Source organism: Geodermatophilus sp. SYSU D00691 (assembly GCF_054050275.1).
Genome location: NZ_JBJGYZ010000002.1, coordinates 1 through 26,822, shown reverse-complemented (window position 1 = coordinate 26,822; position 26,822 = coordinate 1). Strand labels below are relative to the sequence as shown.

25 protein-coding genes and 1 riboswitch are annotated in these 26,822 nt (G+C 74.3%); of the genes, 21 read left to right on the top strand and 4 right to left on the bottom strand.

The window, feature by feature from the left end:
• Nucleotides 1-219: 219 nt before the first annotated feature.
• Nucleotides 220-1,413 (bottom strand): ROK family protein, encoded by a 1,194-nt coding sequence (locus ACI797_RS01565; RefSeq protein ID WP_456856583.1) that lies wholly within the window; start codon nt 1,411-1,413, stop codon nt 220-222.
• A gap of 80 nt (nt 1,414-1,493) precedes the next feature.
• Between ACI797_RS01565 and xylA the strand changes: the two genes are divergently transcribed.
• Together xylA and xylB are read left to right on the top strand one after the other, a co-directional pair.
• A complete protein-coding gene (xylA, locus tag ACI797_RS01560) occupies nt 1,494-2,660 on the top strand; it encodes a xylose isomerase (protein ID WP_456856581.1) in 1,167 nt (388 codons plus the stop codon).
• Nucleotides 2,660-4,063: a xylulokinase gene (xylB, locus tag ACI797_RS01555; RefSeq protein WP_456856579.1), complete on the top strand. Its 1,404-nt coding sequence runs from the start codon at nt 2,660-2,662 to the stop codon at nt 4,061-4,063. Before xylA ends, xylB begins: the two co-directional genes overlap by 1 nt.
• Before the next feature lie 321 nt (nt 4,064-4,384).
• Here the strand turns inward: xylB and ACI797_RS01550 are convergent, their stop codons facing one another.
• The 3 genes from ACI797_RS01550 to ACI797_RS01540 form a co-directional block, all read right to left on the bottom strand.
• A complete protein-coding gene (locus tag ACI797_RS01550; RefSeq protein ID WP_456856577.1) occupies nt 4,385-5,152 on the bottom strand; it encodes a hypothetical protein in 768 nt (255 codons plus the stop codon).
• Between the two features lie 189 nt (nt 5,153-5,341).
• Nucleotides 5,342-5,491, bottom strand: a riboswitch (cyclic di-AMP (ydaO/yuaA leader).
• Nucleotides 5,492-6,241: 750 nt separating this feature from the next.
• The gene (locus ACI797_RS01545) at nt 6,242-6,922 is read right to left on the bottom strand and encodes an alpha/beta fold hydrolase (RefSeq protein WP_456856575.1); all 681 of its coding nucleotides are present in this window, start codon (nt 6,920-6,922) and stop codon (nt 6,242-6,244) included.
• Nucleotides 6,923-6,965: 43 nt separating this feature from the next.
• The gene (locus ACI797_RS01540) at nt 6,966-7,586 is read right to left on the bottom strand and encodes a hypothetical protein (RefSeq protein WP_456856573.1); all 621 of its coding nucleotides are present in this window, start codon (nt 7,584-7,586) and stop codon (nt 6,966-6,968) included.
• A gap of 144 nt (nt 7,587-7,730) precedes the next feature.
• On the opposite strand from ACI797_RS01540, the gene ACI797_RS01535 reads away from it, so the two are divergent.
• From ACI797_RS01535 to ACI797_RS01445, 19 genes are all read left to right on the top strand, one after another.
• Nucleotides 7,731-7,874: a hypothetical protein gene (locus ACI797_RS01535; protein WP_456856571.1), complete on the top strand. Its 144-nt coding sequence runs from the start codon at nt 7,731-7,733 to the stop codon at nt 7,872-7,874.
• Between the two features lie 54 nt (nt 7,875-7,928).
• The gene (locus ACI797_RS01530; protein WP_456856568.1) at nt 7,929-9,176 is read left to right on the top strand and encodes an ROK family transcriptional regulator; all 1,248 of its coding nucleotides are present in this window, start codon (nt 7,929-7,931) and stop codon (nt 9,174-9,176) included.
• A gap of 98 nt (nt 9,177-9,274) precedes the next feature.
• The gene (locus ACI797_RS01525) at nt 9,275-10,543 is read left to right on the top strand and encodes an ROK family transcriptional regulator (protein WP_456856566.1); all 1,269 of its coding nucleotides are present in this window, start codon (nt 9,275-9,277) and stop codon (nt 10,541-10,543) included.
• Between the two features lie 274 nt (nt 10,544-10,817).
• Nucleotides 10,818-12,122 carry an ABC transporter substrate-binding protein gene (locus ACI797_RS01520; RefSeq protein WP_456856564.1) on the top strand — a complete coding sequence of 435 codons (1,305 nt, stop codon included), beginning with the start codon at nt 10,818-10,820 and terminating at the stop codon, nt 12,120-12,122.
• 43 nt (nt 12,123-12,165) lie between these two features.
• Complete coding sequence (locus ACI797_RS01515) at nt 12,166-13,107, top strand: carbohydrate ABC transporter permease (RefSeq protein WP_456856562.1); 942 nt, start codon at nt 12,166-12,168, stop codon at nt 13,105-13,107.
• 28 nt (nt 13,108-13,135) lie between these two features.
• Nucleotides 13,136-13,969 (top strand): carbohydrate ABC transporter permease, encoded by an 834-nt coding sequence (locus tag ACI797_RS01510; protein WP_456856560.1) that lies wholly within the window; start codon nt 13,136-13,138, stop codon nt 13,967-13,969.
• A gap of 190 nt (nt 13,970-14,159) precedes the next feature.
• The gene (locus ACI797_RS01505; RefSeq protein ID WP_456856558.1) at nt 14,160-15,236 is read left to right on the top strand and encodes a Gfo/Idh/MocA family protein; all 1,077 of its coding nucleotides are present in this window, start codon (nt 14,160-14,162) and stop codon (nt 15,234-15,236) included.
• A 1-nt stretch (nt 15,237) separates the two neighbouring features.
• Complete coding sequence (locus tag ACI797_RS01500; protein ID WP_456856556.1) at nt 15,238-16,230, top strand: hypothetical protein; 993 nt, start codon at nt 15,238-15,240, stop codon at nt 16,228-16,230.
• 2 nt (nt 16,231-16,232) lie between these two features.
• Nucleotides 16,233-16,610 (top strand): C-glycoside deglycosidase beta subunit domain-containing protein, encoded by a 378-nt coding sequence (locus ACI797_RS01495; protein WP_456856971.1) that lies wholly within the window; start codon nt 16,233-16,235, stop codon nt 16,608-16,610.
• Nucleotides 16,607-17,485, top strand: coding sequence for a redoxin family protein (locus ACI797_RS01490; protein WP_456856553.1), 879 nt, complete (start codon nt 16,607-16,609; stop codon nt 17,483-17,485). The genes ACI797_RS01495 and ACI797_RS01490 overlap by 4 nt, the downstream gene beginning before the upstream one ends.
• A 9-nt stretch (nt 17,486-17,494) precedes the next feature.
• Nucleotides 17,495-18,709 carry an ABC transporter ATP-binding protein gene (locus tag ACI797_RS01485; protein ID WP_456856551.1) on the top strand — a complete coding sequence of 405 codons (1,215 nt, stop codon included), beginning with the start codon at nt 17,495-17,497 and terminating at the stop codon, nt 18,707-18,709.
• A gap of 11 nt (nt 18,710-18,720) precedes the next feature.
• Nucleotides 18,721-19,719, top strand: coding sequence for a sugar phosphate isomerase/epimerase family protein (locus ACI797_RS01480; protein WP_456856549.1), 999 nt, complete (start codon nt 18,721-18,723; stop codon nt 19,717-19,719).
• A complete protein-coding gene (locus tag ACI797_RS01475; protein WP_456856547.1) occupies nt 19,719-20,105 on the top strand; it encodes a C-glycoside deglycosidase beta subunit domain-containing protein in 387 nt (128 codons plus the stop codon). The genes ACI797_RS01480 and ACI797_RS01475 overlap by 1 nt, the downstream gene beginning before the upstream one ends.
• Nucleotides 20,106-20,116: 11 nt before the next feature.
• On the top strand, nt 20,117-20,527 hold the full coding sequence (locus ACI797_RS01470; RefSeq protein WP_456856545.1) for a C-glycoside deglycosidase beta subunit domain-containing protein: 411 nt from the start codon (nt 20,117-20,119) through the stop codon (nt 20,525-20,527).
• Entirely contained in the window at nt 20,524-21,540 is a 1,017-nt protein-coding gene (locus ACI797_RS01465; protein ID WP_456856543.1) for a sugar phosphate isomerase/epimerase family protein, read from the top strand. Before ACI797_RS01470 ends, ACI797_RS01465 begins: the two co-directional genes overlap by 4 nt.
• On the top strand, nt 21,537-23,042 hold the full coding sequence (locus ACI797_RS01460) for a GMC oxidoreductase (protein WP_456856541.1): 1,506 nt from the start codon (nt 21,537-21,539) through the stop codon (nt 23,040-23,042). Before ACI797_RS01465 ends, ACI797_RS01460 begins: the two co-directional genes overlap by 4 nt.
• Nucleotides 23,039-24,550 carry a GMC oxidoreductase gene (locus ACI797_RS01455; RefSeq protein WP_456856539.1) on the top strand — a complete coding sequence of 504 codons (1,512 nt, stop codon included), beginning with the start codon at nt 23,039-23,041 and terminating at the stop codon, nt 24,548-24,550. Before ACI797_RS01460 ends, ACI797_RS01455 begins: the two co-directional genes overlap by 4 nt.
• A complete protein-coding gene (locus tag ACI797_RS01450; protein WP_456856537.1) occupies nt 24,547-25,851 on the top strand; it encodes a C-glycoside deglycosidase beta subunit domain-containing protein in 1,305 nt (434 codons plus the stop codon). The genes ACI797_RS01455 and ACI797_RS01450 overlap by 4 nt, the downstream gene beginning before the upstream one ends.
• A gap of 104 nt (nt 25,852-25,955) precedes the next feature.
• A complete protein-coding gene (locus tag ACI797_RS01445; protein ID WP_456856535.1) occupies nt 25,956-26,738 on the top strand; it encodes a nuclear transport factor 2 family protein in 783 nt (260 codons plus the stop codon).
• Nucleotides 26,739-26,822 lie beyond the last annotated feature (84 nt).

Sequence of the window (26,822 nt, the reverse complement as noted above, 5' to 3'; positions counted from 1 at the left end):
CTTCACGGCAAGCCCGCAAGCCGACATGTGGTCCGGTCGACAGCGACATGTCGACCTGTCGACACGGCGGGCCGGTGCGGTCAGATCACGTCGAAGACGAGCAGGAGCACGAGGGTCAGCAGGGCGGAGACGACCAGCGAGCCGAGACAGCCCAGGCGGCTGGAGAAGAGGAAGAACACCGTCGCCAGGTGCCCCGGCGCGCAGCGACGGAACCGGAGCTCAGGCCAACCAGGCTGCTGGGTCGGCGACGACGTCGCCCAGCGCGCGCAGCGCGGCCCCCGTCGCACCCGCGGCCGGGGCGGCCACCACGGCGTCCACCCGGGGACGGCGCCAGCGGGCGGAGAGCACCCGCCGGGCGAGGTGCTCCTCCAGGCGGGGGCAGAGCAGCTCGCCCAGCTCGCCGAGGTGCCCGCCCAGGACGACGGTCGGGATGTCGAGCACGTTGACCACGCCGGCCAGCGCGACGCCCAGTGCCCGCGCGGCGTCGTCGACCGCGCGGCGGACGGCGGGGTCGCCGTCGGCGGCCCGGTCGAGGAGGTCGCCGGGCTCGGCGTTCCGGGGCAGCCCGGCGGCCGCCAGCAGCGCCGAACGGCCGGCGTACTGCTCGAGGCAGCCGGTCGAGCCGCACCGGCACGCCGGGCCGTCGGGGTCGACGCAGACGTGCCCCATCTCCCCGGCCCAGCCCGACGTGCCGGCCATGACCTGCCCGCCCAGCACCGCCGCGCCACCGATGCCGATCTGCCCCGACAGGTAGACGAAGTCGCGGTGCGCGCCGGCGCGGCCGGGCGCCGACTCCGCGACCGTGCGCGCGGCCAGGTCGGCCTCGTTGCCGAGCACCGGGACGAGGTCGGCGGGCAGGTCGAGCACGTCGGCCGGCCGCAGGTCGGACCAGCCGAGGTTGGGCGCCCGCAGCAGCACGCCGGCGTCGGCGTCGACGATGCCCGGCAGCGCGAGCCCGGCCCCCACCAGCCGCAGCCCGGCAGAAGACCTGGCGAGCAGGCCGGTGGTCAGCGCGCCCAGCCGGGTCAGCGTCGCCACCGGGTCGCTGCCCACGAAGTCGCCGTCCTCCACCCGCTCGGCGACCACCCGGCCGCGCAGGTCGACCACCCGGGCCGCCAGCAGGCCGGCATCGACCTGCAGCCCGAGCGCGGCCCACGACGAGCCGGGCAGCAGGGGGGTCGCCGGGCGGCCTCGGGAGACCGGGGCGATGCGCTCGCCCTCGTCGAGCAGGCCGCCGGCGAGCAGCTCGTCGACCAGCCGCGCGGCGGTCGCACGGGTCATCCCGGTGGCCGCGGCGACGGCCGCACGGGACAGCGGACCAGGTGCGGCGCAGACGGTGCGCAGGACGACGCCGAGGTTCACCGTTCGCGGCGACGACCACGGGGAGGCTCGGCGCGACGTCTGCTCCGTCACGCACTTGAGACTAGCTGTGACGTGGATTATGTTCCAGCGCGAAACAAAACCGCTCGCCCGCTCGGAGGAGAGATCCCGCGATGACCACCCCCACCCGTGACGACAAGTTCTCCTTCGGCCTCTGGACCGTCGGCTGGCAGGCGCGCGACCCGTTCGGCGACGCCACCCGCCCGGCGATCGACCCGGTGGAGACCGTGCACAAGCTCGCCGAGCTCGGCGCCTTCGGCGTCACGTTCCACGACGACGACCTGATCCCGTTCGGCTCCGACGACTCGGAGCGCGCCAAGACCATCGAGCGCTTCAAGGCCGCGCTCGAGGAGACCGGCATCGTCGTCCCGATGGCGACGACCAACCTGTTCACCCACCCGGTGTTCAAGGAGGGCGCGCTCACCGCCAACGACCGCGACATCCGCCGCTACGCGCTGCGCAAGGTCATGCGCAACATGGACCTCGCCGCCGAGCTGGGCGCGCAGGTCTACGTGCTGTGGGGCGGCCGCGAGGGCGCCGAGGTCGACAGCGCCAAGGACCTGCGGGCGGCGCTGGACCGCTACCGCGAGGGCATCGACACCCTGGCCCAGTACTCGATCGACCGCGGCTACGGGCTGCGCTTCGCCCTGGAGCCCAAGCCGAACGAGCCGCGCGGCGACATCTTCCTGCCCACCATCGGCCACGCGCTCGGCTTCATCTCCACCCTCGAGCACGCCGACCTGGTGGGCCTCAACCCCGAGGTCGGGCACGAGCAGATGGCCGGCCTCAACTACACGCACGGCATCGCCCAGGCGCTGTGGCAGGGCAAGCTCTTCCACATCGACCTCAACGGCCAGCACGGCATCAAGTACGACCAGGACCTGGTCTTCGGCCACGGGGACCTGCTCTCGGCCTTCGCCACCGTCGACCTCCTCGAGAACAGCGACTACGACGGCCCGCGGCACTTCGACTACAAGCCGCTGCGCACCGAGGACCTCAACGGCGTGTGGCGGTCGGCGGCGGCGAACATGCGCACCTACCTGATCCTCAAGGAGCGCGCGGCGGCCTTCCGCGCCGACCCGGAGGTGCAGGAGGCGCTCGAGGCCGCCCGCGTGCCCGAGCTCGCGCAGCCGACCCTGGGCGCGGGCGAGACCTACGAGGACCTGCTGGCCGACCGCTCCGCCTTCGAGGACTTCGACGTCGACGCCGCGGCCGCACGGGGCGCCGGCGCGGTCCGCCTGTCGCAGCTGGCGGTGGAGCACCTGACCGGCGCGCGCTGATGCTGGTCGCGGGGGTCGACTCGTCGACCCAGGCGTGCAAGGTCGTCGTCCGCGACGCGGAGACCGGCGCGCTGGTCCGCGAGGGGCGTGCCCCCCACCCGCCGGGCACCGAGGTGCACCCGGCGGCGTGGGAGGGCGCGCTCCTCGCGGCGCTCGCCGACGCCGGTGGCCTGGACGACGTCGCGGCGATCGCCGTGGGCGGCCAGCAGCACGGCATGGTCTGCCTCGACGAGGACGGCGAGGTGGTCCGCCCGGCGCTGCTGTGGAACGACACCCGCTCCGCGCAGGCCGCGCTCGACCTGACCGCCGAGCTCGGCGGCGGAGCGGCCTGGGCCGACGCCGTCGGGCTGGTGCCGGTGGCCTCGTTCACCGTGACCAAGCTGCGGTGGATGGCCGAGCACGAGTCGGAGAACGCCGCCCGGACCGCGGCGGTCTGCCTGCCGCACGACTGGCTCACCTGGCTTCTGGCCGGCAAGCCGGGCCTGGACGGGCTGGTCACCGACCGCGGCGACGCCAGCGGGACCGGCTACTGGTCGGCGGCGACGGGGGAGTACCGGCCCGACCTGCTCGAGCGCGGTCTCGGGCACGGCGCCGTGGTGCCGCGGGTGCTCGGCCCGGCCGAGCGCGCCGGGACGACGGCGTCCGGCGGTGCGGCGCTCGGACCCGGGTCCGGGGACAACGCCGCGGCCGCGCTGGGCCTGGCCGCCGAGCCGGGCGACGTCGTCTGCTCGATCGGCACCTCCGGCGTCGTCGACATGGTGACCACCGAGCCGGTGGCCGACCCCAGCGGCACGGTGGCCGGGTTCGCCGACGCGACCGGCCACTTCCTGCCGCTGATCGCCACGCTGAACGCGGCCCAGGTGCTCGACGCGACCGCCCGGCTGCTCGGGGTCGACCACGCCGAGCTGTCGCGGCTGGCGCTGTCGGCGCCCGCCGGGGCCGGCGGGCTGGTGCTGGTGCCGTACCTCGAGGGGGAGCGGACGCCGAACCGGCCCGACGCCACCGGCGCGCTGCACGGGCTCACCCAGGCCACCGCCGACCGGGCGCACCTCGCGCGGGCGGCGGTGGAGGGGCTGCTCTGCGGGCTGGCCGACGGGCTGGACGCCGTCGCGGCGGGGGGCACGCCGGTGCGCCGGGTGTTCCTCGTGGGCGGCGGCGCGCAGTCGGAGGCGGTGCGCCGGGTCGCCCCCGCCGTCCTCGGCGTGCCGGTGCTCGTCCCGCCGGCGTCGGAGTACGTCGCCGACGGCGCGGCCCGGCAGGCGGCCTGGGTGCTGGCCGGCGGGAGCACCCCACCCCGGTGGCCGGCCCCGGGCACCGAGGTGCACGAGGCCGATCCCGTGCCGTTCGTGCGCGAGCGGTACGCCGAGGTCCGTGGACTGACGGCGGTCCGCCAGACGTCCTAGACATCTGTTGCGGAACGGATCCGGCTGTCGCATGCTGTCGGCGGGCGGGGCCCCGGGGCGTGCTCTCGGGTGCGCCCCGCCCGCCAAACGTCGCCGACACGCTGCACGGAGCGTTTCGACACGCCGGGTAGCGGGCAGTGCAGGGGTCGAACCGGCCCCGGCGTGGCCGTGAATCCCCCGCGCCGGGGCCGTGTAGTGCCCGCCCGGACGGCGGCCGCGGCCGACGCGTCTCGTCGAGAAGGCACTCCGTGCACGGGACACGCGCGCACACGCCGCGCGCCCGTGCACGGAGTGCCTTCTCGTCAGGCCTCCCTCGTCAGGTCACGGCCGGAAGGCGACGTGCACGTGGTCCATGTGGTTGGCGGTGGGCGAGCCGCGGTCGGCCATGGCCTGCCACCCGGAGCCGCCGATGAGGTGGATCCGCTGCTGCCAGATGACGTACTCGACGTTCATCCGGGCGGCGTTGGCGATCACGTGCGCCGCCACCGCGTCGCCCTTGGCCCGGTCGCTGTAGACCATGAAGTCGGCGGCCAGCGCCTGGGTGGGCGAGTGGCCGGGACGGGTCAGGACGGTGGACACCCCGCACTGCTGCACGACCTCGGCGACCACGGGGCGCACGTGCGCGGCCCAGGCGCTGTAGGCGGTGGAGCTGGCGGTCGGCGCGCCGGACAGGGCGGCCGGCGCGAAGCCGGACGGCGCGGGCTCCGGAGCCGGTGCGGCCGGCGCCGGTGCGGCCGGTGCCGCAGGAGCGGGGGCGGGTGCCGCCGGGGCCGGTGCCGCCGGCGCGGGCGCGGCCGACCCGGACCCGCCCCCGGACCAGTGCCCGGGCCGGTGGCCGGACCAGCTCTGGGACCACTGGTTCCAGTCCCCGTCGCCGCCGGAGCGGTCCCAGCGGTCGCCGGCCTGGGCGACCGCCGGTCCCGCCAGGGTGAAGGACAGGGCGAGCGTGCAGACGGCGAGGCCGCGGGCCGTCCGGCGCGAGGGTGCCGCGGCGTGGCGGCCCCTGGCGCGGCGGCGGGATCGGGTGGTGGGGTCGGTGCTGAGGTGCATGGAGATGTGCTCCTGGTACCGGGCCGCGGTGCGGCCCACGTGGGCGCACGGCACCCACCGGAGCGCCGAGCGGCCGGAAGTGGCCGTGCGGTCCGGTCGGAGGCCGGGCTGGCCTGGAGGAGGGCGCCGTGCGGAGTGCGTGCCGGCTCAGGTGCGCTGCGAGGAACCGCAGGAAGGGGTGCTCGCGGGCGCGGAAGGGGCCCGTGGGCGCACCGTGGGGTGGTTCTCCGTTCTTCCCGTGGCCGCCTACCGGGTTAGCTGACGGGTTCGGGCGGGGAGGCGCCCTACCCACCCGGTCCGGGCTGGGCCCGGCGGGTGGGATTCACCCCACTGGTGCGGTGGGTCCCCGGCTCGCGCCCACCGTGGCGGACGTGACTCGGCGGCACCCGGTCGGACTCCCCGGCGGGGATGAGCGACCGACCGGACGTCCGAACCGTAGGACCGTGCCGGACCCGCGACCACTCGGCGGCAGACGGATCCGGCCGGATCCGCGGGGTCGAGCGCAGGCCCGCTCCGGGGTCCGCGCTGGTCACCACGGCACGGCAGGCGACGCGCAGGGGCCCGGAAAAACTTCCCCCGCGGACGGCGTCAGCCCTCGATCAGGGCGAGCTGCTCGTCGATCTCGCGCGGGTTGGAGTCGCCGGCGACCTTCTGCAGGAACGGCGTGTGGTCGAGGACGAAGTCGCGCAGCGGCCGCCGACCACTGCTCCAGCGCCGGCCGGTCGCGCAGCACCCAGCGCTGCACGTCCTGCGGCCGGGTCGCGGCGATCAGCCATGGCAGCGGGGCCTGGAACTCCGCGCCCAGCGCGCCCGCGGCCGCCTTGAGATCGGCCGGGACGGTGCCGGCGACCTCGGCGAAGGTGAAGCCGCCGGAGATGTGCAGCCGGTGCTCGCGCTCGGGGGCGTCGCCCCACAGGGGGCGGCGGACGAGCGAGTCGATGCCGTCGGCGCCGACCAGGACGTCGTGCTCGGCGGGTCGAGCCGTCGGCGAAGTGCAGCGTCACCGCGCGGTCGTCCTGCTCGATCCGGTCCACCTGCATCCGCGTCGCCTACGGGCCCGGTTTTGCGACTCCCACCCCGGCCGACGACGAGCGGTTCGTCGCCGAACTGGAGGAGGACCGCAGTGCGCTACCTACTGGCCCGGGTGCATACGCGCGCGGCGACGAGGTCGGCGACGGCCTCGGGACGGGTCGCCGCCGGGCTGTGCCCGCACGCCCATTCCACCGTGCGCGTCGCCCGCCGCGCCATCGCCCGCTGCCGCTCGGGGTGCACCGCCTCGTCCTCGGTGCAGACGACGTAGGTCGAGGGCACCGTGCGCCAGGCGATCACGTCCGGCACGTCGCGGAAGACCTGCCGGTGCACCGGCCGCAACCGGGCGACGACATCCGCGGGCGCGTCGCCGTAGAGCAGCGGGACCCCCAGGTCGGGATCGAGCGCGACCTGGTCGCCCTCGATCCGCATCGCCGCACCGAGCCGGGTGTCGGGCAGCCCGCCCAGAGCACCGGGCCGGCTGACCGACTCGCCCTCGTCGAGCTGGAAGGCGGCGAGATAGATCAGCTCGCGCACCGACGGGTGTGCGCCGGCGGCGGTGACGACGGCGCCGCCGTAGGAGTGCCCGACCAGCACCACCGGCCCGGCGACGGCGTCGAGCGCGTCGCGGACGGTCCGCACGTCGGCGTCCAGGCTCGTGAGCGGCAGCTCCACCGCGACGCTCTGGACCCCGCGCGCGTCGAGCCCGGTGCGGACGGCGTCCCAGCACCAGGCGCCGTGCCAGAGGCCGTGGACGAGCACGGCCGTGGGGGAGAGCACCCGTACAGGATGGCGGGCCGTCCGCCGTCGCGCGGAACCGCCGTCACCCGCCTAGGGGGAACGCCGCCGACACCGTGACCCACCCACCCGCGTCGGCTCCTGGGCGGACCATGAGCACCTGCCCGTCGTTGAAGACGGTGAACTCGGCATACGGCACACCGTCGTGCGTGGCCACGAAGCCCATGTTCCAGGCGGGCCGGACGGTCTCCGGAAGGCGGGCGACGGGTGCGTTGGCCTCCCAGCGGCCGTCGGGGTCGCGGATGTGCACCTGCAGGAAGCACACGCCGTCCACCACCCTGTAGCGGGCCCCGTCCCCGGTGACCCTCCAGTCGCCGATGACCTCGAGCGGCTGCCAGCCCGTGTCCCGGCGGAGCGTCGCGTCCTTGGCGGTCTCGTCCGCGGGATCCGACCCTGCGCCGATTCCGGCCACGTCGAGACCCCACACCGTGCCGGCCGCGACGGCAGCGGCGATCAGCACGGTGGCGGCCCCGCGCCGCAGCGCACCGCCTGAGGTCCGGCGGCCCGGAGCCGGAGCCGGTCCCGGGTCCGGGGCGTTGTGGGATCCCGTCGTCTGCCAGGCGGCGGTCGGCCGACGCGCCGGCACCGGGAACTGGTCGGTGGCGTCCCGCGGGGAGGGCAGGTCTGCGAACGGGTACCGGGTCATCGGTGGCACGCGGGACGGAGTGGCACGCAGCCATGGTCACCGTCCGTGCACCGCGACTGCCAGACCGCTCGCCCGACCGGGCGACCGCCCGCGACGGATCGTCACCGGATCGGCTTGCCCCGCAACCACGGGTAGTGCGGCACGGTGCCGCGCACGAGGCAGCCCGAGGTCGCCAGCACCGGCACGACGAGCTCGACCCTCGTGGCGGGTGCGTTCGTGGTGGCCGCGCTCGGCCTGGCGGTCGTGGACGTCGTGGTCGACCGGTGGGTGCACCGCTCCCCGCGGTGACCGGCCTTTGCCCGGCGCCGCGAGTCCGGGAGAATCGGCCTGTGAGGTTCCTCCATGCCGAGTGAGCGGTTCACCGGGCTGGCCGCCGTGCTCGACGCCGTCCGCGCCGACGAGGGCATCACCCAGCCCGTGCTCGTCGAGCGGGTCGGCCTCGGCCGCAGCGTCGTGGCCCAGCGGGTCGGTGAGCTCGAGGCGGCGGGCCTCGTCGCCTCCGACGGGCTCGGCCCGTCCACCGGGGGCCGGGCGCCGCGCCGGCTGCGGCTGCGCAAGGAGGCCGGGCGCGTCCTCGGGGTGGACATCGCCACCAACGAGCTCGTCGTGGGCGTGGCCGACCTGGCCGGCAACCTGCTGACCACGCGGCAGGAGGAGATCGACATCGCCGACGGGCCCGAGGTCGTCGTCCCCCACGTGGAGCGCCTGGCCGACACGCTGCTGGAGGAGACCGGCTCGGCGGGCAGCCTGTGGTCCGTGGGCGTCGGCATGCCCGGACCGGTCGCCTACGCCAGCGGCGAGCCCGCCACGCTGCCGACCATGCCGGAGTGGACGAAGTACCCGACGCGCGACCGGCTGACCGCGCGCTGGTCGGCGCCGGTGTGGCTGGACAACCGGGTCAACCTCAGCGCCCTCGGCGAGCGCCGGGTCAACCCGGTCGCCGCCGCCTCGGAGCACATGGTCTACCTGGGCGGCGGCCACGCCATCGGGGCGGCCGTCGTGGTGGACGGCCGGATCTACCGCGGCGCGCACGGCCTGGCCGGCGCCATCGGCCACGTGCCCGTGCCCGAGGCCGGCGAGGTCGTCTGCCGCTGCGGCAAGATCGGCTGCCTCGAGGCCGTCGCCGGCGGCGGGGCCCTCAGCCGCGACGGGCGGCTGCTGGCGCAGACCCGCCAGAGCCCGGCCCTGGCCGCGGTGCTCGCGGAGACCGGCACCATCCGGCCGATCGACGTCACCCAGGCGGCAGAGAAGGGGGATCCCGCGTCGCGGGCCCTGCTCAACCGGTCGGCGGCCGTCCTCGGCGGCAGCCTGGCCACCCTGGTCAACGTGTTCAACCCCGACCTGGTCATCGTCGGTGGCGGCATCGCCCGGGCGCGGGCGCACGTGCTGGCGGCGATCCGCGAGGAGATCTACCGCCGCTCGCTGCCGGCGGCGACCCGCGACCTGCGCATCGAGCCGTCCGCCGTCGACCAGGACATCGCGGGCGTCACCGGCGCGGTCCAGTTCGCCATCGACGAGCTCTTCTCCCGCGACCACCTGCCCGCGCTGCTGGACAGCCCACCCGCGGGGGAGCCCAGCCTCTCCGCCTGACTTCTGCGCAACCAGCGGGAACTTCTGTCGGTAGTCGGCAGAAGCGGCTAGTCTCGCAATTGTGAGCGCGACCACCGCCGTCCCCCCGGAGCGGCGCGATGCCCGCTGAACGCATCGACGGGCTGGTGGCGGTGCTCGACGCCGTCCGCACCCGGGACGGGATCACCCAGCCACAACTGGTCCAGCGGGTCGGCCTCGGCCGCAGCGTCGTCGCCCAGCGGGTGGCCGAGCTGGAGGCCGCGGGCCTCGTCGCCCAGGACGGCCTCGGGCCGTCGACCGGGGGCCGGGCACCGCGGCGCCTGCGGCTGCGCACCGAGGCCGGCGTGGTGGCCGGCGCCGACATCGGCGCCACCGGCATGGTGGTCGGCCTCGCCGACCTCGCCGGCACCGTCCTGACCCGCGTCGACGAGCCGGTCGACATCGCCGACGGGCCCGACGTCGTCCTGGGCCGGGTCGAGGAAGTTGTCGAGGCGCTGCTGGCCGGCCTGCCGGAGCCGGTGCCCCTCTGGGGCGTCGGCGTCGGCGTCCCGGGACCGGTCGAGTTCGCCACCGGCCTGCCGGTCGCGCCGCCCATCATGCCGGGCTGGGACGGCTACCCGATCCGCGAGCGGCTCGCCGGCCGGTTCGCCGCCCCGGTGTGGGTGGACAACGACGTCAACCTGCTCGCCCTCGGCGAGCTGCGCACCAACCCGGTGGCCGGGGAGACCGGCGACGTCCTCTACGTGAAGATCGGCACCGGCATCGGCGCGGGCCTGGTCTCCGGCGGGCGCCTGCACCGCGGGGTCAACGGGTGCGCCGGCGACATCGGGCACGTCGCGGTCGCCGAGGCCGAGAACGTCGTCTGCCGCTGCGGCAACGTGGGATGCCTCGAGGCGGTCGCCGGGGGCGCGGCGCTGGCCCGCGACGGCCGGCGGCTCGCCGAGTCCGGCGGCAGCCCGGTCATGGCCGAGGTCCTCGCCGCGACCGGGACGCTCACCGCGGCCGACGTCACCCGGGCCGCCGACCGCGGCGACCCGGCCGCCCGCACGATGCTCGCCCGGGCCGGGCGGCTGGTCGGGGCGACCCTCGCCACGCTGGTCAGCTTCTACAACCCGGGCCTGGTCGTGCTGGGCGGCGGGGTGGCGCACGCCGGCGACCACGTGCTCGCCGCCGTCCGGGAGTCGGTCTACCGGCGCTCCCTGCCGCTGGCGACCCGCACCCTGCGCATCGAGCCCTCGGCCCTCGGCGGGGCCGCCGGCCTGGCCGGCGCGGTTCACCTGGTGCTGGACGCGGTGTTCGCCCCCGAGCGGCTGGCGCACTGGCTGCCCCACTCCACGCCGGCCGGGCACCCGGAGGTCGCCGCCCTGCCCGCGGACGCCACCGCCTGACCGGTCGCCGTCCGGCGACGGTGATGCGGACTGCCCGGTCCGGTGATCGCGGGGCCGCCACGGGATGCGACATGGCTGGTGAGGCGGCCATCACTCCGACTGATGCCGGCCATCAGCACTGTTAGGTTCCCGGTCCGTTGACTTCCTCCGATTACAGGCAGAAGTATGTGGTTGCCATCACGGTGACCGCCGCCACCCGCTCCGGGGAGTGGCGCCCGAGGTTCCACCGTCCTCGAACCGGCACGGTCGCCGGTCCGTTCCGAAAGGGATCCACATGACCCAGCAAGGTCACGGGAGGTTCCGCCGCTTCGGCGTCCTCGTCGCCGTGCCCACGATCAGCGCTCTGACGCTCGCGGCCTGCGGCGGAGGGGACGACGACAGCGGCTCCGGCGGCGGCTCCGGCGGTGCGGCCGACAGCTTCACCTTCGCGTTCGAGAACGCCAGCGGTGGAGCCGAGAACCCGTGGACCGTCCTCGCGGAGAAGTACACCGAGGAGACCGGCATCGAGGTCGAGACGCAGGGCCTGCCGCCGGACAGCTACGGCGTGACGATCCGTACGCAGCTGCAGGGCGGCAACGCGCCGGACGTGATGATGTTCTCGCCCGGCTCGGGCAACGCGAACGCGGTGCTCCCGCTGGCCGAGGCCGGCTACATCGAGCCGCTGGACGAGACGTCCGCGGAGCTGGTCCCGGAGGGGAGCGAGGCGCTCTACGGCATCGACGGCGAGACCTACGCCCAGCCGACCAACCTCATCCCCGTCGGGATGACCTGGAACTCGGGCGCCGCCTCCGATGCCGGCGTGGACGTGCCCGCGGACTTCGACGCCCTGCTCGACTCCTGCGGACCGCTCGCCGACGAGGGCAAGTCGCTGCTCGTGGTCGCCGGTTCGGTGCCGCCCAACCCCGGCCTGATGGCCATGGCCATCTCGGCGACCCGGGTCTACGCCGAGACGCCGGACTGGAACGAGCAGCGGGCCGCGGGCGACGTCTCGTTCGCCGACAGCGAGGGCTGGCAGGAGACCCTGCAGGCGATCGTCGACATGAACGAGGCCGGCTGCTTCCAGCCGGGCGCCGCCGGCGGTGGCTTCGACACCATCACGCAGAACATCACCCAGGGCACGTCGCTGGGCGGCTTCCTGCCCGGTAGCGCGGCCAACGAGCTGAACACCGCGACGCCGGGGCTGGCCCTCGACGTCCAGGCCTTCCCGCCGGCCGACGGTGGCCAGCCGTACCTCCTGGCCAGCTCGAACTACGCGCTGAGCATCAACGCCGACGCCGAGGATGCCCAGAAGCAGGCCGGGCAGGACTTCCTCGACTGGCTCGCGCAGCCCGAGAACGCCGCCACCTTCACCGAGATCCAGGGCGGGGTGGCGATCACCGGGGTGGACGACGACCTCAACCCGGTCTACGAGCCGGTGCGGGACCTCCTGGAGGCCGGCGACTACGCGCCGCTGCCGAACCTGGCGTGGCCGAACCCCTCCGTGTACGACGCGCTGGCCACGGGGACGCAGGGCCTGATCGCGGGGCAGGGGGACATCCAGTCCGTGCTCGAATCGGTCGACCAGGCCTGGGACCAGTAAGACCGAGCCGCACAGCTCTCGGACCGACCCAAGGGACGAAACGATGACTGCCACGATTCCGACCGGCCCCGTCGTCCGAGAGGGCACAGCGGCCGCCGGGGGCGGGACCTCCTCCCGCCCCCGGCGCAGCCGGCCGCTCATCTCCTACGGCCGCTGGTGGTGGGCGCTCCCCGCCATCGCCATGGTGCTGCTCATCCACTACATCGCCACCGCCGGCGGCGCCTTCTACGCCTTCACCGACTGGACGGGGATCGGTGACTTCAACTTCGTCGGCCTCGAGAACTTCCAGCGGATCTTCGACGACCCGGCGATGATCGGGTCGCTCCGGAACACGCTCTTCCTCGCCTTCGGCTTCCTGATCCTCACCAACGTGGTCGGCCTGCTCCTGGCCCTGGCGCTCAACCGCACCCTGAAGACCCGCTACCTGCTCCGGGCGCTGTTCTTCCTGCCGGTCGTCCTGAGCCCGCTGGCGGTGAGCTACGTCTGGAAGTTCATCTTCGAGTTCAACGGCCCGCTCAACGGGGTCATCGGCTGGTTGGGCATGGAGCCGAGGACCTGGCTGGCCGACCCGACCCTCGCGCTCTGGTGCGTGCTGGTCGTCATGGCCTGGCAGACGACCGGCATGGTCATGGTCATCTACCTCGCCGGTCTGGCCACCGTGCCGGCCGACATCGAGGAGGCCGCCGCCCTCGACGGGGCCGGCACCTGGCGGCGGTTCCGGCACATCACGGTGCCGTCCATCCGGCCGTCGATCGCGATCGCGTCGACCCTCATGCTCATCCAGGGTCTGCGCGTCTTCGACCAGGTCCTCGCCCTGACCGGCGGTGGTCCCGCCGGAGCGACCGAGACCCTGGCCACCCAGGTCTACAAGGAGACGTTCGCGCTGAGCAACTTCGGCTTCGGTGCCGCGCTCGCGCTCCTCCTGACCTTGATCATGCTCGTCTTCTCGGTGCTGCAGCAGGTGGCCACCAAGGACCGTTCGTAAGGGCGACGACCCCTAGGAGAACCGACCGATGTTCCGCTACACGAAGGCCACCGCCCTGCGCGAGGGGATCGTCTGGGTCGTCGCGCTGCTGACCCTGCTGCCGTTCTACTTCCTCGTCGTCACGGCGTTCAAGCCCAGCGAGGAGCTGCTGACCACCGGCACCTCCGCGCTGCCGAACCGCCCGACCGTCGAGAACTTCGTCGAGGTGCTCACCGAGGGCGGCGACAACAACATCCTCCTGGCCCTGCTGCACAGCGTGGTGATCACCGTGGGCAGCATCGTCGGCCTGGTGGCCTTCGGGTCGCTCGCTGCGTACGTGCTGGCCAGGACGACCCGGCGCTGGGGCACGGTGGCCTTCTACCTCTTCCTCGTCGCGATCATCCTGCCCACCCAGCTCGGCCTCATCCCGCTCTACATCGGTGCCCGGCAGCTCGGCCTGGTCGGCACGATGTGGGGGATGGTCATCCTCTACGTGGGGACGCTCATGCCGCTGGCGGTCTTCCTCTACGCCGGGTTCTTCCGCAACCTCCCGCGCGACTACGAGGAGGCCGCCGCCCTCGACGGTGCCGGTCCCGGCAAGGTCTTCTTCCGGGTGGTCCTCCCGCTCATGGCCCCCGCCACGGGAACGGTCGCCATCCTCACCGGGCTCATCGTCTGGAACGACTTCTTCTCGTCGCTCATCTTCCTGGGCGGCTCGGACAACCAGACGCTGCCCGTCTCGATGTACTACTACGTCGGCTCGCTCGTCTCGGCGTGGAACAAGATCTTCGCCATCGTGATCATCTCGATGGTGCCGATCCTCGCCTTCTACCTCTTCGCCCAGAAGCGGTTCATCCAGGGCTTCGCCGGCGGCATCAAGTAGCACCTGCTCCTCGGCAACCGACATCGCCATGTCGGTTGCCGAGGCCTGCCCGCTCACTGCGGCATCAGTGCCGTCGATGGGCGGCATCACCAGACTTGTTCCTCCCGGCGGTTGACTTCGTCCGACTGTCGGCAGAAGTATGTGGTTGCAGTCACGCGGCGCCGCGCCGCACCGATCCCAGGGGGTTCCGATGGCCGATCGCGTACGGGCCGGCATCATCGGCGTCGGCTTCATGGGCACCGTCCACGCGCGGGCCATCCGCCGCGCCGGGGGAGTCGTGTCCCGCATCGTGGGCTCGTCGCCGCAGTCCTCGCGGGAGGGCGCGCAGCGGATCGGGGCCGAGTTCCCCGCCGACACGGCCGAGGAGCTGCTGGCGGCCGACGACGTGGACGTCGTGCACGTCTGCACCCCCAACGCCACCCACGCGCCGCTGGTGCGCGCGGCGCTCGCCGCCGGCAAGCACGTCGTGTGCGAGAAGCCGCTCGCCGTGGACCCGGCCGAGGCCGAGGAGCTCGTCGTCCTGGCCGCCGAGGCCGGGGTGACGGCGACCGTGCCGTTCGTCTACCGCTTCTACCCGACGGTGCGCGAGGCCCGCGCCCGCGTCGCCGACGGCACCGCCGGCCCCGTGCGCCTGCTGCACGGCTCCTACCTGCAGGACTGGCTCGCCGAGGACACCGACGACAACTGGCGCGTCGACGCCGCCGCCGGCGGCGCCTCCCGGGCGTTCGCCGACATCGGCGTGCACTGGTGCGACCTGGTGGAGTTCGTCTCCGGCCACCGCATCGCCCGGCTCGCCGCGCGCACGGTCACCGCGGTGCCCGAGCGCGGCGGGCGCGCCGTCACCACCGAGGACGCCGCGGTCGTGCTGTTCGAGACCGACCGGGGCGCGTTCGGCAACCTGACCGTCAGCCAGATCAGCCCGGGGCGGAAGAACCGGCTGTGGTTCTCCGTGGACGGCGCGGCCGAGTCGCTGTGCTTCGACCAGGAGAACCCCGACTCGCTGTGGATCGGCGGTCGCGAGGTCAACCGGCAGCTGCTGCGCGGCACCAGCGAGGGGCCGGCCGCCGCCCGCTACGCCACCGTCCCCTCCGGCCACCCGCAGGGCTACCAGGACTGCTTCGACGCCTTCGTCGCCGACAGCTACGCCGCGCTGGCCGGCGAGACCGTCGACGGCCTGCCCACCTTCGCCGACGGGCTGCGCGCCGCGCGGATCACCGCCGCGGTGCTCGAGTCCTCGCGGACCAGCCGCTGGGTCGAGGTGGCCTGACGTGACCATCCTGGGGACGGCGTTGTTCTCGCTCACGCCGGAGTTCCGCGCCGGCGCCGGGCTCGTCCCGCTGCTGGAGCGGCTCGCCGCTGCCGGCGGCGGCCCGGCGGTCGAGGTGATCGGGCACCAGGCGTGGCGCGGCTTCCCGGCCGTGTCCGCCGACGACGAGCGCGCGTTCCGCGACGCGCTGGACCGGCTCGGCCTGGTCCCCGTCGCGCTCGGCGTCTACACCGACACCTGGCGCCGGCCCGGCCGGCCGATGTCCGCCGACGAGGCCTTCGACGACATCGCTCCGCAGCTGGCCGCCGCCGCCCGGCTCGGCTTCCCGGTCGTGCGGGCGACGCTCGGCATGGAGAGCGGCCTGCTGCGCCGGGTCGCCGCCGAGGCGGAGCGGCTCGGCGTGGTCCTCACCTTCGAGGTGCAGGGCAACACGCCGCCCGACGCCCCCGCCGTCACCGAGATCGCCGAGCTGCAGGCCGCGACCGGCACCCCGTACCTGGGGCTGACCATCGACGCGAGCCTGACCACCCCGGCCCTGCCGGCCGCCCTCGGCACCGCGCTCGGTCGGCTCGGGCTGGACGCGGACGGCGTCGCCGCCGTGCACCGCGCCTGGGCGGCCGACGGGCCGATCGGCCCGCGCATCGGGGCCGCGCTCGCGGCGGTCGCCGGGCACCCGCGGCAGGCGGAGCTGACCACCCTCGTCGCCGGTGTCCTCGGCCGCTGCGGGCGGTCGACCGTGGCCGAATGGCAGGACCTGCTGCCGCTCGTCCGGCACGCGCACGCCAAGTACTGGGACGCCGACGTCGACGCGGTCCGGGAGTCGCACGGCGGGTGGCTGGCCGCCCTCGACGCGGCCGGCTACGACGGCGCCCTGGTCAGCGAGTGGGGCGGCCACGAGCTGCTCGACCGCGCCGACGTCGACGCCGTCGCCCTCACCGCGGCGCACGTCGCCCTGCTCCGCGAGCTCAGCGAGAAGACGGCGGTGACCGCGTGACGATGACCGAGGGGACCCTGCGCCCCGACGCCCTCTCGGCCCGCGACGGCCGGCTGGGCCTCGCCCTGCACCTGCCCTGGTACCGCTCGCTGCCGCTGTCCTGCCTCGAGTCGGTCGACGTGCGGGTCGACGGCGCCCCCGTCGCGGTCCGGCAGGTCACCACCGGTGGCTTCACCGGCCCGGTCGCCGAGGCGGCCGCCACCGATTCCTGGTGGGACCTGCGCGACGCCCTCGACGTCGTCCTCGACGCGGGTGCTGCCCCCGGGGACGCGCACGCGGTCGAGGTCGACCTCGCCGTCCGCATCCCCTACATCCAGCAGGCCCCCGGCGTGCCGCTCGTGCAGCGGGCGACCGTCCGAACGGAAGGCACCCTCCGATGACCCGTCTCGCCGTCGGCGACCCCGCCCCGCCGCTCGCGCTGCCCGACCCGGACGGCACCGTCCACCGGCTCGACCCCGGTGCGCACGCGGCGACCGTCGTCGTCTTCACCGCCAACGGCTGCCCGTACGCCCGCGCCTGGCACGACCGCATCCAGGACCTCGCCCGCGACTACGCCGGCCGGGACGTCGCCGTCCTGCAGGTCGTCAGCAACGACGAGGCCGACCACCCCGAGGACGGCGTCGACGGCATGCGCGCGCGGATCGCCGCCGGCGAGCTCGCCGGGCCGTTCCTCCGCGACGCCGAGCAGTCCGCCGCCCGCGCGTACGGCACGACGGCCACGCCCGAGGTGTTCGTCGTCGACCGCGCCGGCGTCGTCCGCTACCACGGCGCCCCGGACGGCGACCACGACGACCCCGCGCAGCGCGCGGGCTGGGTCCGCGCGGCGCTCGACGACGTCCTCGCCGGCCGCGAGGTCGCCCGCCCGAGCACGCCGCCGGCCGGCTGCTCGATCAAGTGGCGGGTCGAGCTGCTCTGGTGGGAGGGCTGCCCGACGCACGGGCAGGCGGCCGAGCTGCTCGAGGAGACCCTCGCGGACCTCGGCAGGGGAGAGGTCCACGTCGCCCGGCGCGAGGTCCGCACGCGGGCCGACGCGCAGCGGCTCGGCTTCCCCGGGTCACCCACCTTCCAGGTCGGCGGGCGCGACCTCTTCCCGTCCGACGCGCCGCCGGCGCTCACCTGCCGCGTCTACACCCGCGGCGACGGCCGCAGCGCCCCGCTGCCCGACGCCGACGACCTGGCCGCCCGCCTGCGGGAGGCCCTGGTCCGGCCGTGGGAGCTGCCGGGCTGGGTCGACTTCCGCAAGCACACCGTCTGAGGAGCTGTCATGGCATCGATCACCTTCGACCGCATCACCAAGCGCTACCCGGACGGGACCCTGGCCGTCGACGAGCTCGACCTGGCCGTCGCCGACGGCGAGTTCCTCGTCCTCGTCGGCCCGTCGGGCTGCGGCAAGACGACGGCGCTGCGCATGGCCGCCGGCCTGGAGGAGATCTCCGAGGGTCGGCTGCTGATCGGCGACCGCGACGTCACCGACGTGCACCCCTCGCAGCGCGACATCGCGATGGTCTTCCAGAGCTACGCGCTCTACCCGCACATGTCGGTGCGCGACAACATCGCCTTCCCGCTCACCTGCGCCGGCGTGCCCAAGGAGGAGACGACGGGGCGGGTCGAGCGAGCGGCCGAGGCACTGGGGCTCACCGAGCTGCTGCACCGCAAGCCCAGGGCGCTCTCCGGTGGCCAGCGGCAGCGCGTGGCCATGGGCCGGGCGATCGTGCGCACCCCGCAGGCGTTCCTCATGGACGAGCCGCTGTCCAACCTCGACGCCAAGCTGCGCGGCCAGATGCGGGCCGAGATCCGCGGTCTGCAGCGCGAGTACGGCGTCACCACGCTCTACGTCACCCACGACCAGGTCGAGGCGATGACGATGGGCGACCGGATCGCCGTCCTGCGCAAGGGCCTGCTGCAGCAGCTGGGCACCCCCGACGAGCTCTACGACTCGCCGGCCAACCTGTTCGTCGCCGAGTTCATCGGCTCGCCGCCGATGAACGTGGTCTTGGCCACCGTGCTGCGGGTGCCCGGCGGGTACGAGCTCGCCGTCGGCTCCCAGCGGCTCGCCGTCCCGGCCGTGCCCCCGGCCCTATCCGGGGCCGACGCCACCCCGGTCGCCCTCGGCTTCCGGCCCGAGGCGCTGCGCGACGCGGCGGACGCCGACCCGAGCTGGCCGCGGCTGGCGGCCGACGTCGAGGTGGTCGAGAACATCCCGCCGGAGAAGCTGGTGCACCTGCGGGTGGACGCCGAGCCGGTGGTCAACGACGCCACTGTCGAGATCGCGAAGGACATCGACGCGGCCGCCGCCGAGGACCTGCGCCGGCTCGGCCGGGGCAGCGTGGTCCTCGCCCGGCTGCACGCCGGCGCCGGGGTCCGCGAGGGCACGCGGGCGCAGTTCGCCGTCCCGCCGTCGGCCCTGCACTTCTTCGACCCGGCGACCGGGCAGGCCCTCGCCCCGACCGCGCGGCAGCTCGCCGTCGCGACCGCCTGAGGGAGGCCGGCGTGAGCAGCGTCAAGCGGGGCGTCAGCCTCTACTCGTTCCAGGAGGAGTACTTCCTCCGCACGATGTCGGTCGAGGACTGCATCCGCGAGGCCGCCACCTTCGGCGCCCGCGGGATCGAGATCATCCCCGAGCAGATGATCCCGGGCTTCCCGCACGTCTCCGACGAGTTCGTCGAGTCGTGGTTCGGCTGGATGGAGACCTACGGGGCCACGCCGGTCGCCACCGACCTGTTCCTCGACACCAAGCTGCACCCGCACCGCTGGCTGACCCTGGAGGAGCAGGTCGCCTCGGTGCGCCGCGACGTCGACATCGCCGTCCGGCTGGGCGCGACGGTGGTCCGCGCGATCATCAACACCCCGCCGGAGGTGATGGAGGCCGCGGCCCCGTACGCCGAGGACGCCGGCGTGCGGCTGCTGCTGGAGGTGCACGCGCCGTTCCACTACCAGCACCCGTGGATCCTGCAGCACCTCGAGGTCATGTACCGGACCGGTTCGCCGGCGCTGGGCCTGATGCCCGACATGGGCACCTACGTGCGGCGGTTCCCGCGCGTGGTCGCCGAGCGCGCGCTGCGCGACGGCGCCACGCCCGAGCTGGTCGACCTGATCGTCGGGACCTACGACGACCACGGCGACAGCCACGCGCTGATGGACGTCGTGAACTACCGCGGCGGCGGCCCCGTCGACTTCGGGCTGGCCCGCCAGGCGACGCACTACATCTGGTCCGAGCCCAAGGCGATGCTCGAGCACATGCCCCTGATCGGGCACATCCAGGCGAAGTTCTACGAGATGGCCCTGGATGAGGCGACAGGGCGGGAGTACGAGTACTCGATCCCCTACGACGAGATCGTCCCGGTGCTGGTCGAGGGCGGCTTCGACGGCTACCTGTCCAGCGAGTACGAGGGCAACCGGCACATCCAGGACGCCTTCCCCGTGGACTCCGTCGAGCAGGTCCGCCGCCAGCACGCCCTGTTCGCCCGCCTCTTGGGAGACGACGCCTGATGTTCGACAAGTACATCGTCTGCGAGGAGGGCTTCCGCGCCCGCGACGACGGCCGCACCGGCGGCGTCGTCGAGGTCCGGATGCCGTACTACCGCGGCCTCACCCTGTCGATGGTCGAGGCCGTCGACCTGGTGCTCGACGGCCGGCCCGTGCCGGCGGCGCGCACCACCTTCACGGTGCACGGCAACACCTACACCTTCGCCGAGCTGCCGACCGTCACCGACGACCGCTGGGAGATGGGGGAGCGGGCGCAGCTCGCCTTCGAGACCGACGAGCCCCTCGCACCCGGCCCGCACGACGTCACCGTCGTCGTCCGGCTGCGCATCTCGTACATGCCCGTGCCCAGCGGCGGCCGGGACAGCAAGCGGCTCACGCTCGCCGCCTGAGAGGAACACCGATGGGACCCCTGGACGACCAGGTGGTGCGCGCCGACTCGCTCACCGCCACCCCCGACGGCCTGGACATCGCCGTCTACTCGCACTGGTACCGGGCGCTGCCGCTGCCCTCGCTCGCCCGCGTCGACCTCACCGTCGACGGCGAGCGGATCGACCCGGCGACGCTGGCGGTGACCGTCAACGGGCACCGCCACGCCTTCGCCGAGCTGGCCGCGAAGGGCGACGAGTACTGGTTCACCACCGACCCGGTGGTGCTGCACACGCCGGTGCCGACCGAGCCCGGGCGCGCGCACCGGGTGCAGCTGCTGCTCGGCCTGTCGATCCCGTACATCCTCACCGGCCCCGACCGGGTGCCCCTGGTGGCGCCGAGCGCGACCGACAAGACCCTCACCGCCGCTGGAGCACGACCGTGACCGACACCGCCCCGGGGCTGCCGCGCCTCGGCACCACCCTGTTCAGCCTCACCCTCGAGCAGCGCCAGCCCGGCCGCGACCTCGCCTCCCTGGTGGACGAGGTCGCCGCCCGCGACCTCGGCCCGGGCCTGGAGATGGTCGCCTTCCAGTCGCTGCGGGGCTGGCCCCGGCCGTCCGACGAGCAGGTCCGCGAGGTCCGCTCGGTGATCGAGCGCTCCGGGCTCACCCCGTCGTGCCTGGCGATCAACAACGACCTCGGGCTGTACCCGGGCCGGCTGCTCTCCGACGACGAGTCCTACGAGTACGTCGCCGTCCAGGTGCGCGGTGCCGCCGCGCTCGGGTTCCCGGTGACGCGGGTGGGCGTCGAGACCTCACCCGCGACCCTCGAGCGGCTGCTCCCGCTCGCCGAGGAGCTCGGGGTGAAGATCGGCGTGGAGATCCACGCCCCGCTGACCGTCGAGGCCCCGCCGGTCGCCGCGCTCAAGGAGGCCTTCACCCGCCTCGACACCGAGTGGCTGGGGTTCATCCCCGACATGAGCTCGAGCATGCGGGCGGTCCCGGGCGCGGTGCACGACGCGCACCGCGCCGCCGGCATCGCCCCGGAGCTGACCGCGCTCACCGAGCAGCTGTGGGCCGAGCCCGGCCCGACCGCCGAGAAGTTCCCCGAGCTGGAGCGCCGCGCCGCCGAGGCCGGCGCCACCCCGGCGCAGGTGGGCAACCTCAAGATGCTGTTCACCATGCACGGGCGCATGGCGCCCGAGCGCTGGGCCGACTTCTTCCCGCACGTCGTGCACGTGCACGGCAAGTTCTACGGCATCGAGGACGGGCAGGACCCGTCGATCGACTGGCCCGCGGTCGCCCGCGTGCTGGTCGAGCAGGGCTACGCCGGCTTCATCTCGAGCGAGTACGAGGCGCACGCCTACAGCGACCGGTACAACGCCTTCGACCAGGTCCGCGCCCAGCACGACATGCTCAAGCGCCTGCTCGAGTCGCAGCCGGCGGTGGCCCGGTGAGCGAGACCTACGACGTCGTCGTCGTCGGCTCCGGCCCGGTCGGGACGGCGGTGGCCCGCGAGCTGGCCGACGCCGACGCCGGGCTGCGGGTGCTGGTGCTGGAGGCCGGCCAGGTCGTCGGCGAGGTGGCCGGCGGGCACGTGAAGAACATCGCCGACGTCGAGGCGCGCGACGCCGCGCTGGCGGCGCTCGCCACGGGTTCCGGCCCGCTGCCCGGCGGCACGCCGGCCCGGCCCGGCACCGTGCTGGTCGGGGCGGAGAGCATGCCGAACGCCGCGATGTCCACCAACGTCGGCGGGATGGGCGCGCACTGGACCGCCGCGTGCCCGCGGCCGGTGGACGACGAGGTGCCGGACTGCGTCGACCCGTCCGTCCTCGACGAGGCGCTCGGCCGCGCCGAGCAGCTGCTCGCCGTCACCACGCACGCCTTCGACCGGGCGCCGCTGATCGGCGCCGTGCAGCAGGTGCTGGGCGAGCTGTTCGACCGGCCGAGCCGGCGCCCGGTGGGCGCGATGCCGGTCGCCGTCACGGTGGGCGAGGACGGCGCGCTGCACTGGACCGGCCCGGCGATCATCGCCGGCGACCTGTGGGAGCGGCCGCACGTGACCTTGCGGGCCGGCACGCTGGCCCGCCGGGTCCTGCTGGACGGCGATCGCGCCACCGGCGTCGAGGTCGTCGACCTGACCACGGGGGAGCGGTCGACCGTCACCGCGCGGGCCGTGGTGGTGGCGGCCGACGCCTTCCGCACCCCGCAGCTGCTGTGGGCCTCCGGCGTCCGCCCCGAGGCGCTCGGCCGGTACCTGACCGAGCACCCGCAGATCATGGCCGCGTCGGTGCTGGACGAGAGGTTCGTGCCCGCCGACGCCCCGGTCGACGCCGACCTCCCGGTGACCGCCTCGGCGGCGCCCGGCGGCGGCGCGATCGTGCCCGTCTCCGGGGTCTCCTGGGTGCCCTACGCCGCCGACCGCCCGTTCCACGGCCAGGTCATGCAGATGGACGCCTCCCCGGTGCCCCTCGACCCGGGCGTGACCGTGCGCCCCGGGCAGGTCGTCGGCCTCGGCTGGTTCTGCAAGAAGGAGCTCTCGCCCGGCAACCGGGTCTGGTTCGACGAGGACGCCGCCGACGAGCACGGCCTGCCGGCGATCCGCATCGACTACGCCCTCAGCGCCGCCGACGAGGCCTCGATCGCCGCCGCGAAGACCGAGATCGCCGAGGCCGCCCGGGCGCTCGGCCGCCCGCTCGGCGACCCCTTCGTCATGCCGCCCGGCAGCTCGCTGCACTACCTCGGCACCACCCGGATGGGCACGGCCGACGACGGCACCAGCGTCTGCGACCCGACCGGCCGGGTCTGGGGGACGGCGAACCTCTACGTCGGCGGCAACAACGTCATCCCGACCGCCACCGCGTGCAACCCCACCCTCACCGCCGTCGCGCTCGGCGTGCTCACCGCCCGCGCCCTCGTCACCGAGCTCGGCGCCGTCCCCCAGGAGGCCTCCGCATGACCCCCCGCGTCCTGATCGTCGGCAGCGGGCCGACCGGCGCCACCTACGCCCGGCTGCTCCTCGAGCAGGTGCCCGACGCGTCGGTGCTCATGGTCGAGGCCGGCCCGGTCGTCACCACGCCGCCGGGCATGAACGTGAAGAACGTCCCCGACCCCGACGAGCAGGCCGCCGCCCGGCTGGCCTCGCAGGGCCGGGCCACCGAGAGCGGCGTCTCCGGCATCCCCGGTGGCGTCGTCGTCGAGGGCACGATCACCGCCCGCCAGGGCACCCACCTCATCGGCCGGGCCGCCGACGGCTCGGGCGGCATGCCGGCCGCGGCCGGCGCCACCTGCGTCGGCGGGCAGGGCGTGCACTGGACGTGCGCCACGCCGCGGCCCACCGGCCCGGAGAAGGTGCCGTTCATCGACGACGCCGAGTGGGAGCAGCACGTCGAGGCCGCCGAGGCACTCCTGCACGTCCACCGGCCCTCGTTCGACGACTCCCCGCAGGCGACGGCGATCCTCGAGCGGATCCGCGACGAGTTCGCCCCCGACGGCCTCGTCGTCCGCCCGCTCCCGGTGGCCGCCGACCCCCGCGCCGACGGCTCGCTGCGGTGGAGCGGCACCGACGTCGTGCTGGGCCCACTGGCCGAGGGCGCGCACGCCGACCGGTTCACCCTGCGGCCGGAGACGCTGTGCGTGCGGGTGCTGCGGGACGGCGACCGGGCGGTCGGCGCCGTCCTGCGCGACCTGCGCACCGGCGCGGAGGAGGAGGTCCGGGCCGACGTCGTCGTCCTGGCGGCCGACGCGCTGCGCACCCCGCAGCTGCTGTGGGCCTCCGGCATCCGGCCCGAGGCCCTGGGCCGGTACCTGACCGAGCACCCGCTGCTGTTCGGCGTCGTCGCGGTGCGTCCCGACGTGCTTCCCCAGCCGGAGCCCGGCGCGGCCATCGACCCCATCCGGGCGATCATCGCCATTCCGTTCGACGAGGAGCACGGGCACCCCTACTCCGCGCAGATGATGTACAGCCCCGTCTCGCCCGCGCCGCTGCCCGAGGGCAGCCGGTTCCGCGACAACCCGGCCGGCTACGTCGGCATGGGCTGGGGCATCCGCAAGCGCCCGCGCCCCGAGGACCGGCTGACCTTCGACGACGACCAGCCCGACGAGAACGGCCTGCCGGGCATCCGGATCGCCTACGCGCTCACCGACGTCGAGGAGGCGGACTTCGAGCGGGCGCGCAAGCACCAGGCCCGCGCGGCCGCCGCGCTCGGCGAGTTCGTCGACGGCATGCCGAAGGTGATGCCGGCCGGCAGCTCGCTGCACTACATGGGCACCGTCCGGATGGGCGCGGCCGACGACGGCACCAGCGTCTGCGACCCGTTCTCGCGGGTGTGGGGCGTCCCCGGCCTCGTGCTCGCCGGCAACGGCCTCATCCCGACCGCCAACTCGATGAATCCCACCCTCACCAGCGTCGCCCTCGCCGTCCGCGGGGCCACGGCGCTGGCCACCGACCTCCGCGAAGGGGCATGACCGTGCTCGAGTTCCCGATCATCCAGGGCCGTGGCTTCCGCAACGTCGCCGACGGCGGCCGGGTCACCGGCTTCCAGTTCCGGCTGCGCAACCCCAACTACCGCGGCGGCCCGGCCAGCCTGCTCGACGGCATCGAGGTCGTGATCGACGGCGAGCGGATCCCCGACCACGTGCCGCTCTGGACGCTGCAGGGCCGCACCGTCACCCTCGACGAGCTGCGCGCGTCGACCGACCTGCGCTGGCAGCTCGACGAGCCGGCCACCATCACGGTGCCGAAGCCCGGCGGTCTGTCGGTGGGGGTGCACCACCTCGAGGTGACGGTCTTCCTGCGCCGCTCGTACTTCCCGCCGATGATCGAGCGCTCGCAGTTCACCGCGCAGGGCTCGGGCGTGATCGTGCCGCCGGCCCCGGAGGGGGGCCTGAAGTACGGCGTCTCCACCTACAGCTACACCGGCGACGTCTACACCTCCATGACGCTGGAGGACGTCTTCGCCGACATCGCCGACCTCGGGGCCACCGGCATCGAGATCCTCGGCGAGGGCAACCTGCCGAACTACCCGACCCCGGACGCCGCCTTCGTCGACTCGTGGCACGGGCTGGTCGAGAAGTACGGCCTGACGCCGACCAACTTCGGCTCCTGGGTGGACACCACCCGCTTCCACGGCCGCGACCTGACCGCCGAGGAGGGCGCCGAGCAGCTGCAGCTGGACCTGCGGCTGGCGAAGCAGCTGGGCTTCACGTCGGTGCGGCCGAAGTTCGGCGTCACCTCCTGGGACCTCGACCCGCACCCGATCTGGGAGCAGGTCGTCGAGCGCTCGCTCGACCTGGCCGCCGAGCTCGACGTCGTCATCTGCCCGGAGATCCACTCGCCGACGCCGATCAAGCACCCGGTGACCCAGGGCTACGTCGACTTCATCGAGAAGACCGGCACCGAGCACTTCAAGCTGCTCATCGACACGGGCATCTTCCAGACGGCCGCCGTCCTGGAGAACGCCGAGAGCCTCGGGACGGACGACGAGGACGACGTCCCGCCGCCGCTGCGCCCGCTGCGGGTGCCCATGGCCGACCTGGTCGAGGTGCTGCCGCACACCCACTTCATCCAGGCCAAGTTCTTCGAGATCGACGACGACCTGCACGACCTCCACGTGCCGTGGGGCGACATCGTCCCGACCCTGCAGGACGCCGGCTGGAACGGCTGGCTGTCCAGCGAGTACGAGGGCCGGCGCGAGCCCGGCCGCGGCCGCGACCAGGTCCGCCGCCAGCACGCCCTGCTGCGCTCGCTGGCGGAGGATCGCGGCTGACCGTGCCCACCTCCTGCCGGCTGATCACGCCGAGGCCGTTCCGCGGGCCGCCCCGCTCTTCGTGAGCCCACCCCATCCGAATCGACAGAGGAGCAGGACCCGGCATGACCACCATCGACGAGAGCCAGGCGCTCGAGCAGCGCCTGGCGGCACTGGAGGAGCGGCTGGCGGCCGCCGAGCTGGCCGCGACCCGCGCACAGGACCGCGGCGCGGTCGAGAACGTCTTCAACCGCTACATGCACTACCACAACGCGTACGAGGACCAGCGGATCATCGACGAGCTCTGGGTGAAGCCCGGCACGCCGGACATCTGGTCGCGCTACAACAACGTCGGTCTCTACACGACCTACGAGTCGGTGACCGCCTACCACCGTGGGCGGCCCCGGCCGGTCGGCAAGCTGCTGTTCCACTACACCACCACCCCGGTCGTCGAGGTCGGCGCCGACGGCCGGACCGCCAAGGGCATCTGGATCATGGCCGGCCTGGAGTCCGGACTCATGGACCCGGAGGTCGCGAAGGGCGTTCCGCCGTGGGTCCTCTCGGGCGGTGAGGTCGACGGCAAGCCGGTCTGGGCGCACTGGGTGTGGTGCAAGTACGGCGTCGACTTCGTCAAGCAGGACGGCGAGTGGCGGATCTGGCACTTCCGTTGCTACGAGGTCGCCCGCGCCCCGTTCAACCGGGACTGGATCTCCTTCGCCAAGGACAACCAGGAGAGCCACGACTCGCAGCTGGCCTGGTTCGGCGACGACGGCGTCCCGGTCTTCCTGCCCCCGGTCGACGAGCCGGTGACGACGACGGACTACCACCCGTACGCGAACGACGAGGTGCAGACGCTCGAGCCCGAGCCACCGCAGCCCTACACGGAGTTCGAGGACACCTTCCGCTGAATGGAGGACACCGACACCGCGGCGGCGCCCGTCCAGGCGCCGCCGCGGCGCCCGGGCGCCCCCTTGCCGGGCAGCCGGATGCGC

What these genes read in the sequence shown, in the direction of transcription:
- xylA (WP_456856581.1), top strand. Translation starts at nt 1,494, where the DNA reads ATGACCACCCCCACCCGTGACGACAAGTTCTCCTTCGGCCTCTGGACC.
- xylB (WP_456856579.1), top strand. Translation starts at nt 2,660, where the DNA reads ATGCTGGTCGCGGGGGTCGACTCGTCGACCCAGGCGTGCAAGGTCGTC.
- ACI797_RS01540 (WP_456856573.1), bottom strand. Translation starts at nt 7,586, where the DNA reads ATGACCCGGTACCCGTTCGCAGACCTGCCCTCCCCGCGGGACGCCACC.
- ACI797_RS01530 (WP_456856568.1), top strand. Translation starts at nt 7,929, where the DNA reads ATGCCGAGTGAGCGGTTCACCGGGCTGGCCGCCGTGCTCGACGCCGTC.
- ACI797_RS01525 (WP_456856566.1), top strand. Translation starts at nt 9,275, where the DNA reads ATGCCCGCTGAACGCATCGACGGGCTGGTGGCGGTGCTCGACGCCGTC.
- ACI797_RS01520 (WP_456856564.1), top strand. Translation starts at nt 10,818, where the DNA reads ATGACCCAGCAAGGTCACGGGAGGTTCCGCCGCTTCGGCGTCCTCGTC.
- ACI797_RS01515 (WP_456856562.1), top strand. Translation starts at nt 12,166, where the DNA reads ATGACTGCCACGATTCCGACCGGCCCCGTCGTCCGAGAGGGCACAGCG.
- ACI797_RS01510 (WP_456856560.1), top strand. Translation starts at nt 13,136, where the DNA reads ATGTTCCGCTACACGAAGGCCACCGCCCTGCGCGAGGGGATCGTCTGG.
- ACI797_RS01505 (WP_456856558.1), top strand. Translation starts at nt 14,160, where the DNA reads ATGGCCGATCGCGTACGGGCCGGCATCATCGGCGTCGGCTTCATGGGC.
- ACI797_RS01495 (WP_456856971.1), top strand. Translation starts at nt 16,233, where the DNA reads ATGACCGAGGGGACCCTGCGCCCCGACGCCCTCTCGGCCCGCGACGGC.
- ACI797_RS01490 (WP_456856553.1), top strand. Translation starts at nt 16,607, where the DNA reads ATGACCCGTCTCGCCGTCGGCGACCCCGCCCCGCCGCTCGCGCTGCCC.
- ACI797_RS01485 (WP_456856551.1), top strand. Translation starts at nt 17,495, where the DNA reads ATGGCATCGATCACCTTCGACCGCATCACCAAGCGCTACCCGGACGGG.
- ACI797_RS01475 (WP_456856547.1), top strand. Translation starts at nt 19,719, where the DNA reads ATGTTCGACAAGTACATCGTCTGCGAGGAGGGCTTCCGCGCCCGCGAC.
- ACI797_RS01470 (WP_456856545.1), top strand. Translation starts at nt 20,117, where the DNA reads ATGGGACCCCTGGACGACCAGGTGGTGCGCGCCGACTCGCTCACCGCC.
- ACI797_RS01455 (WP_456856539.1), top strand. Translation starts at nt 23,039, where the DNA reads ATGACCCCCCGCGTCCTGATCGTCGGCAGCGGGCCGACCGGCGCCACC.
- ACI797_RS01450 (WP_456856537.1), top strand. Translation starts at nt 24,547, where the DNA reads ATGACCGTGCTCGAGTTCCCGATCATCCAGGGCCGTGGCTTCCGCAAC.
- ACI797_RS01445 (WP_456856535.1), top strand. Translation starts at nt 25,956, where the DNA reads ATGACCACCATCGACGAGAGCCAGGCGCTCGAGCAGCGCCTGGCGGCA.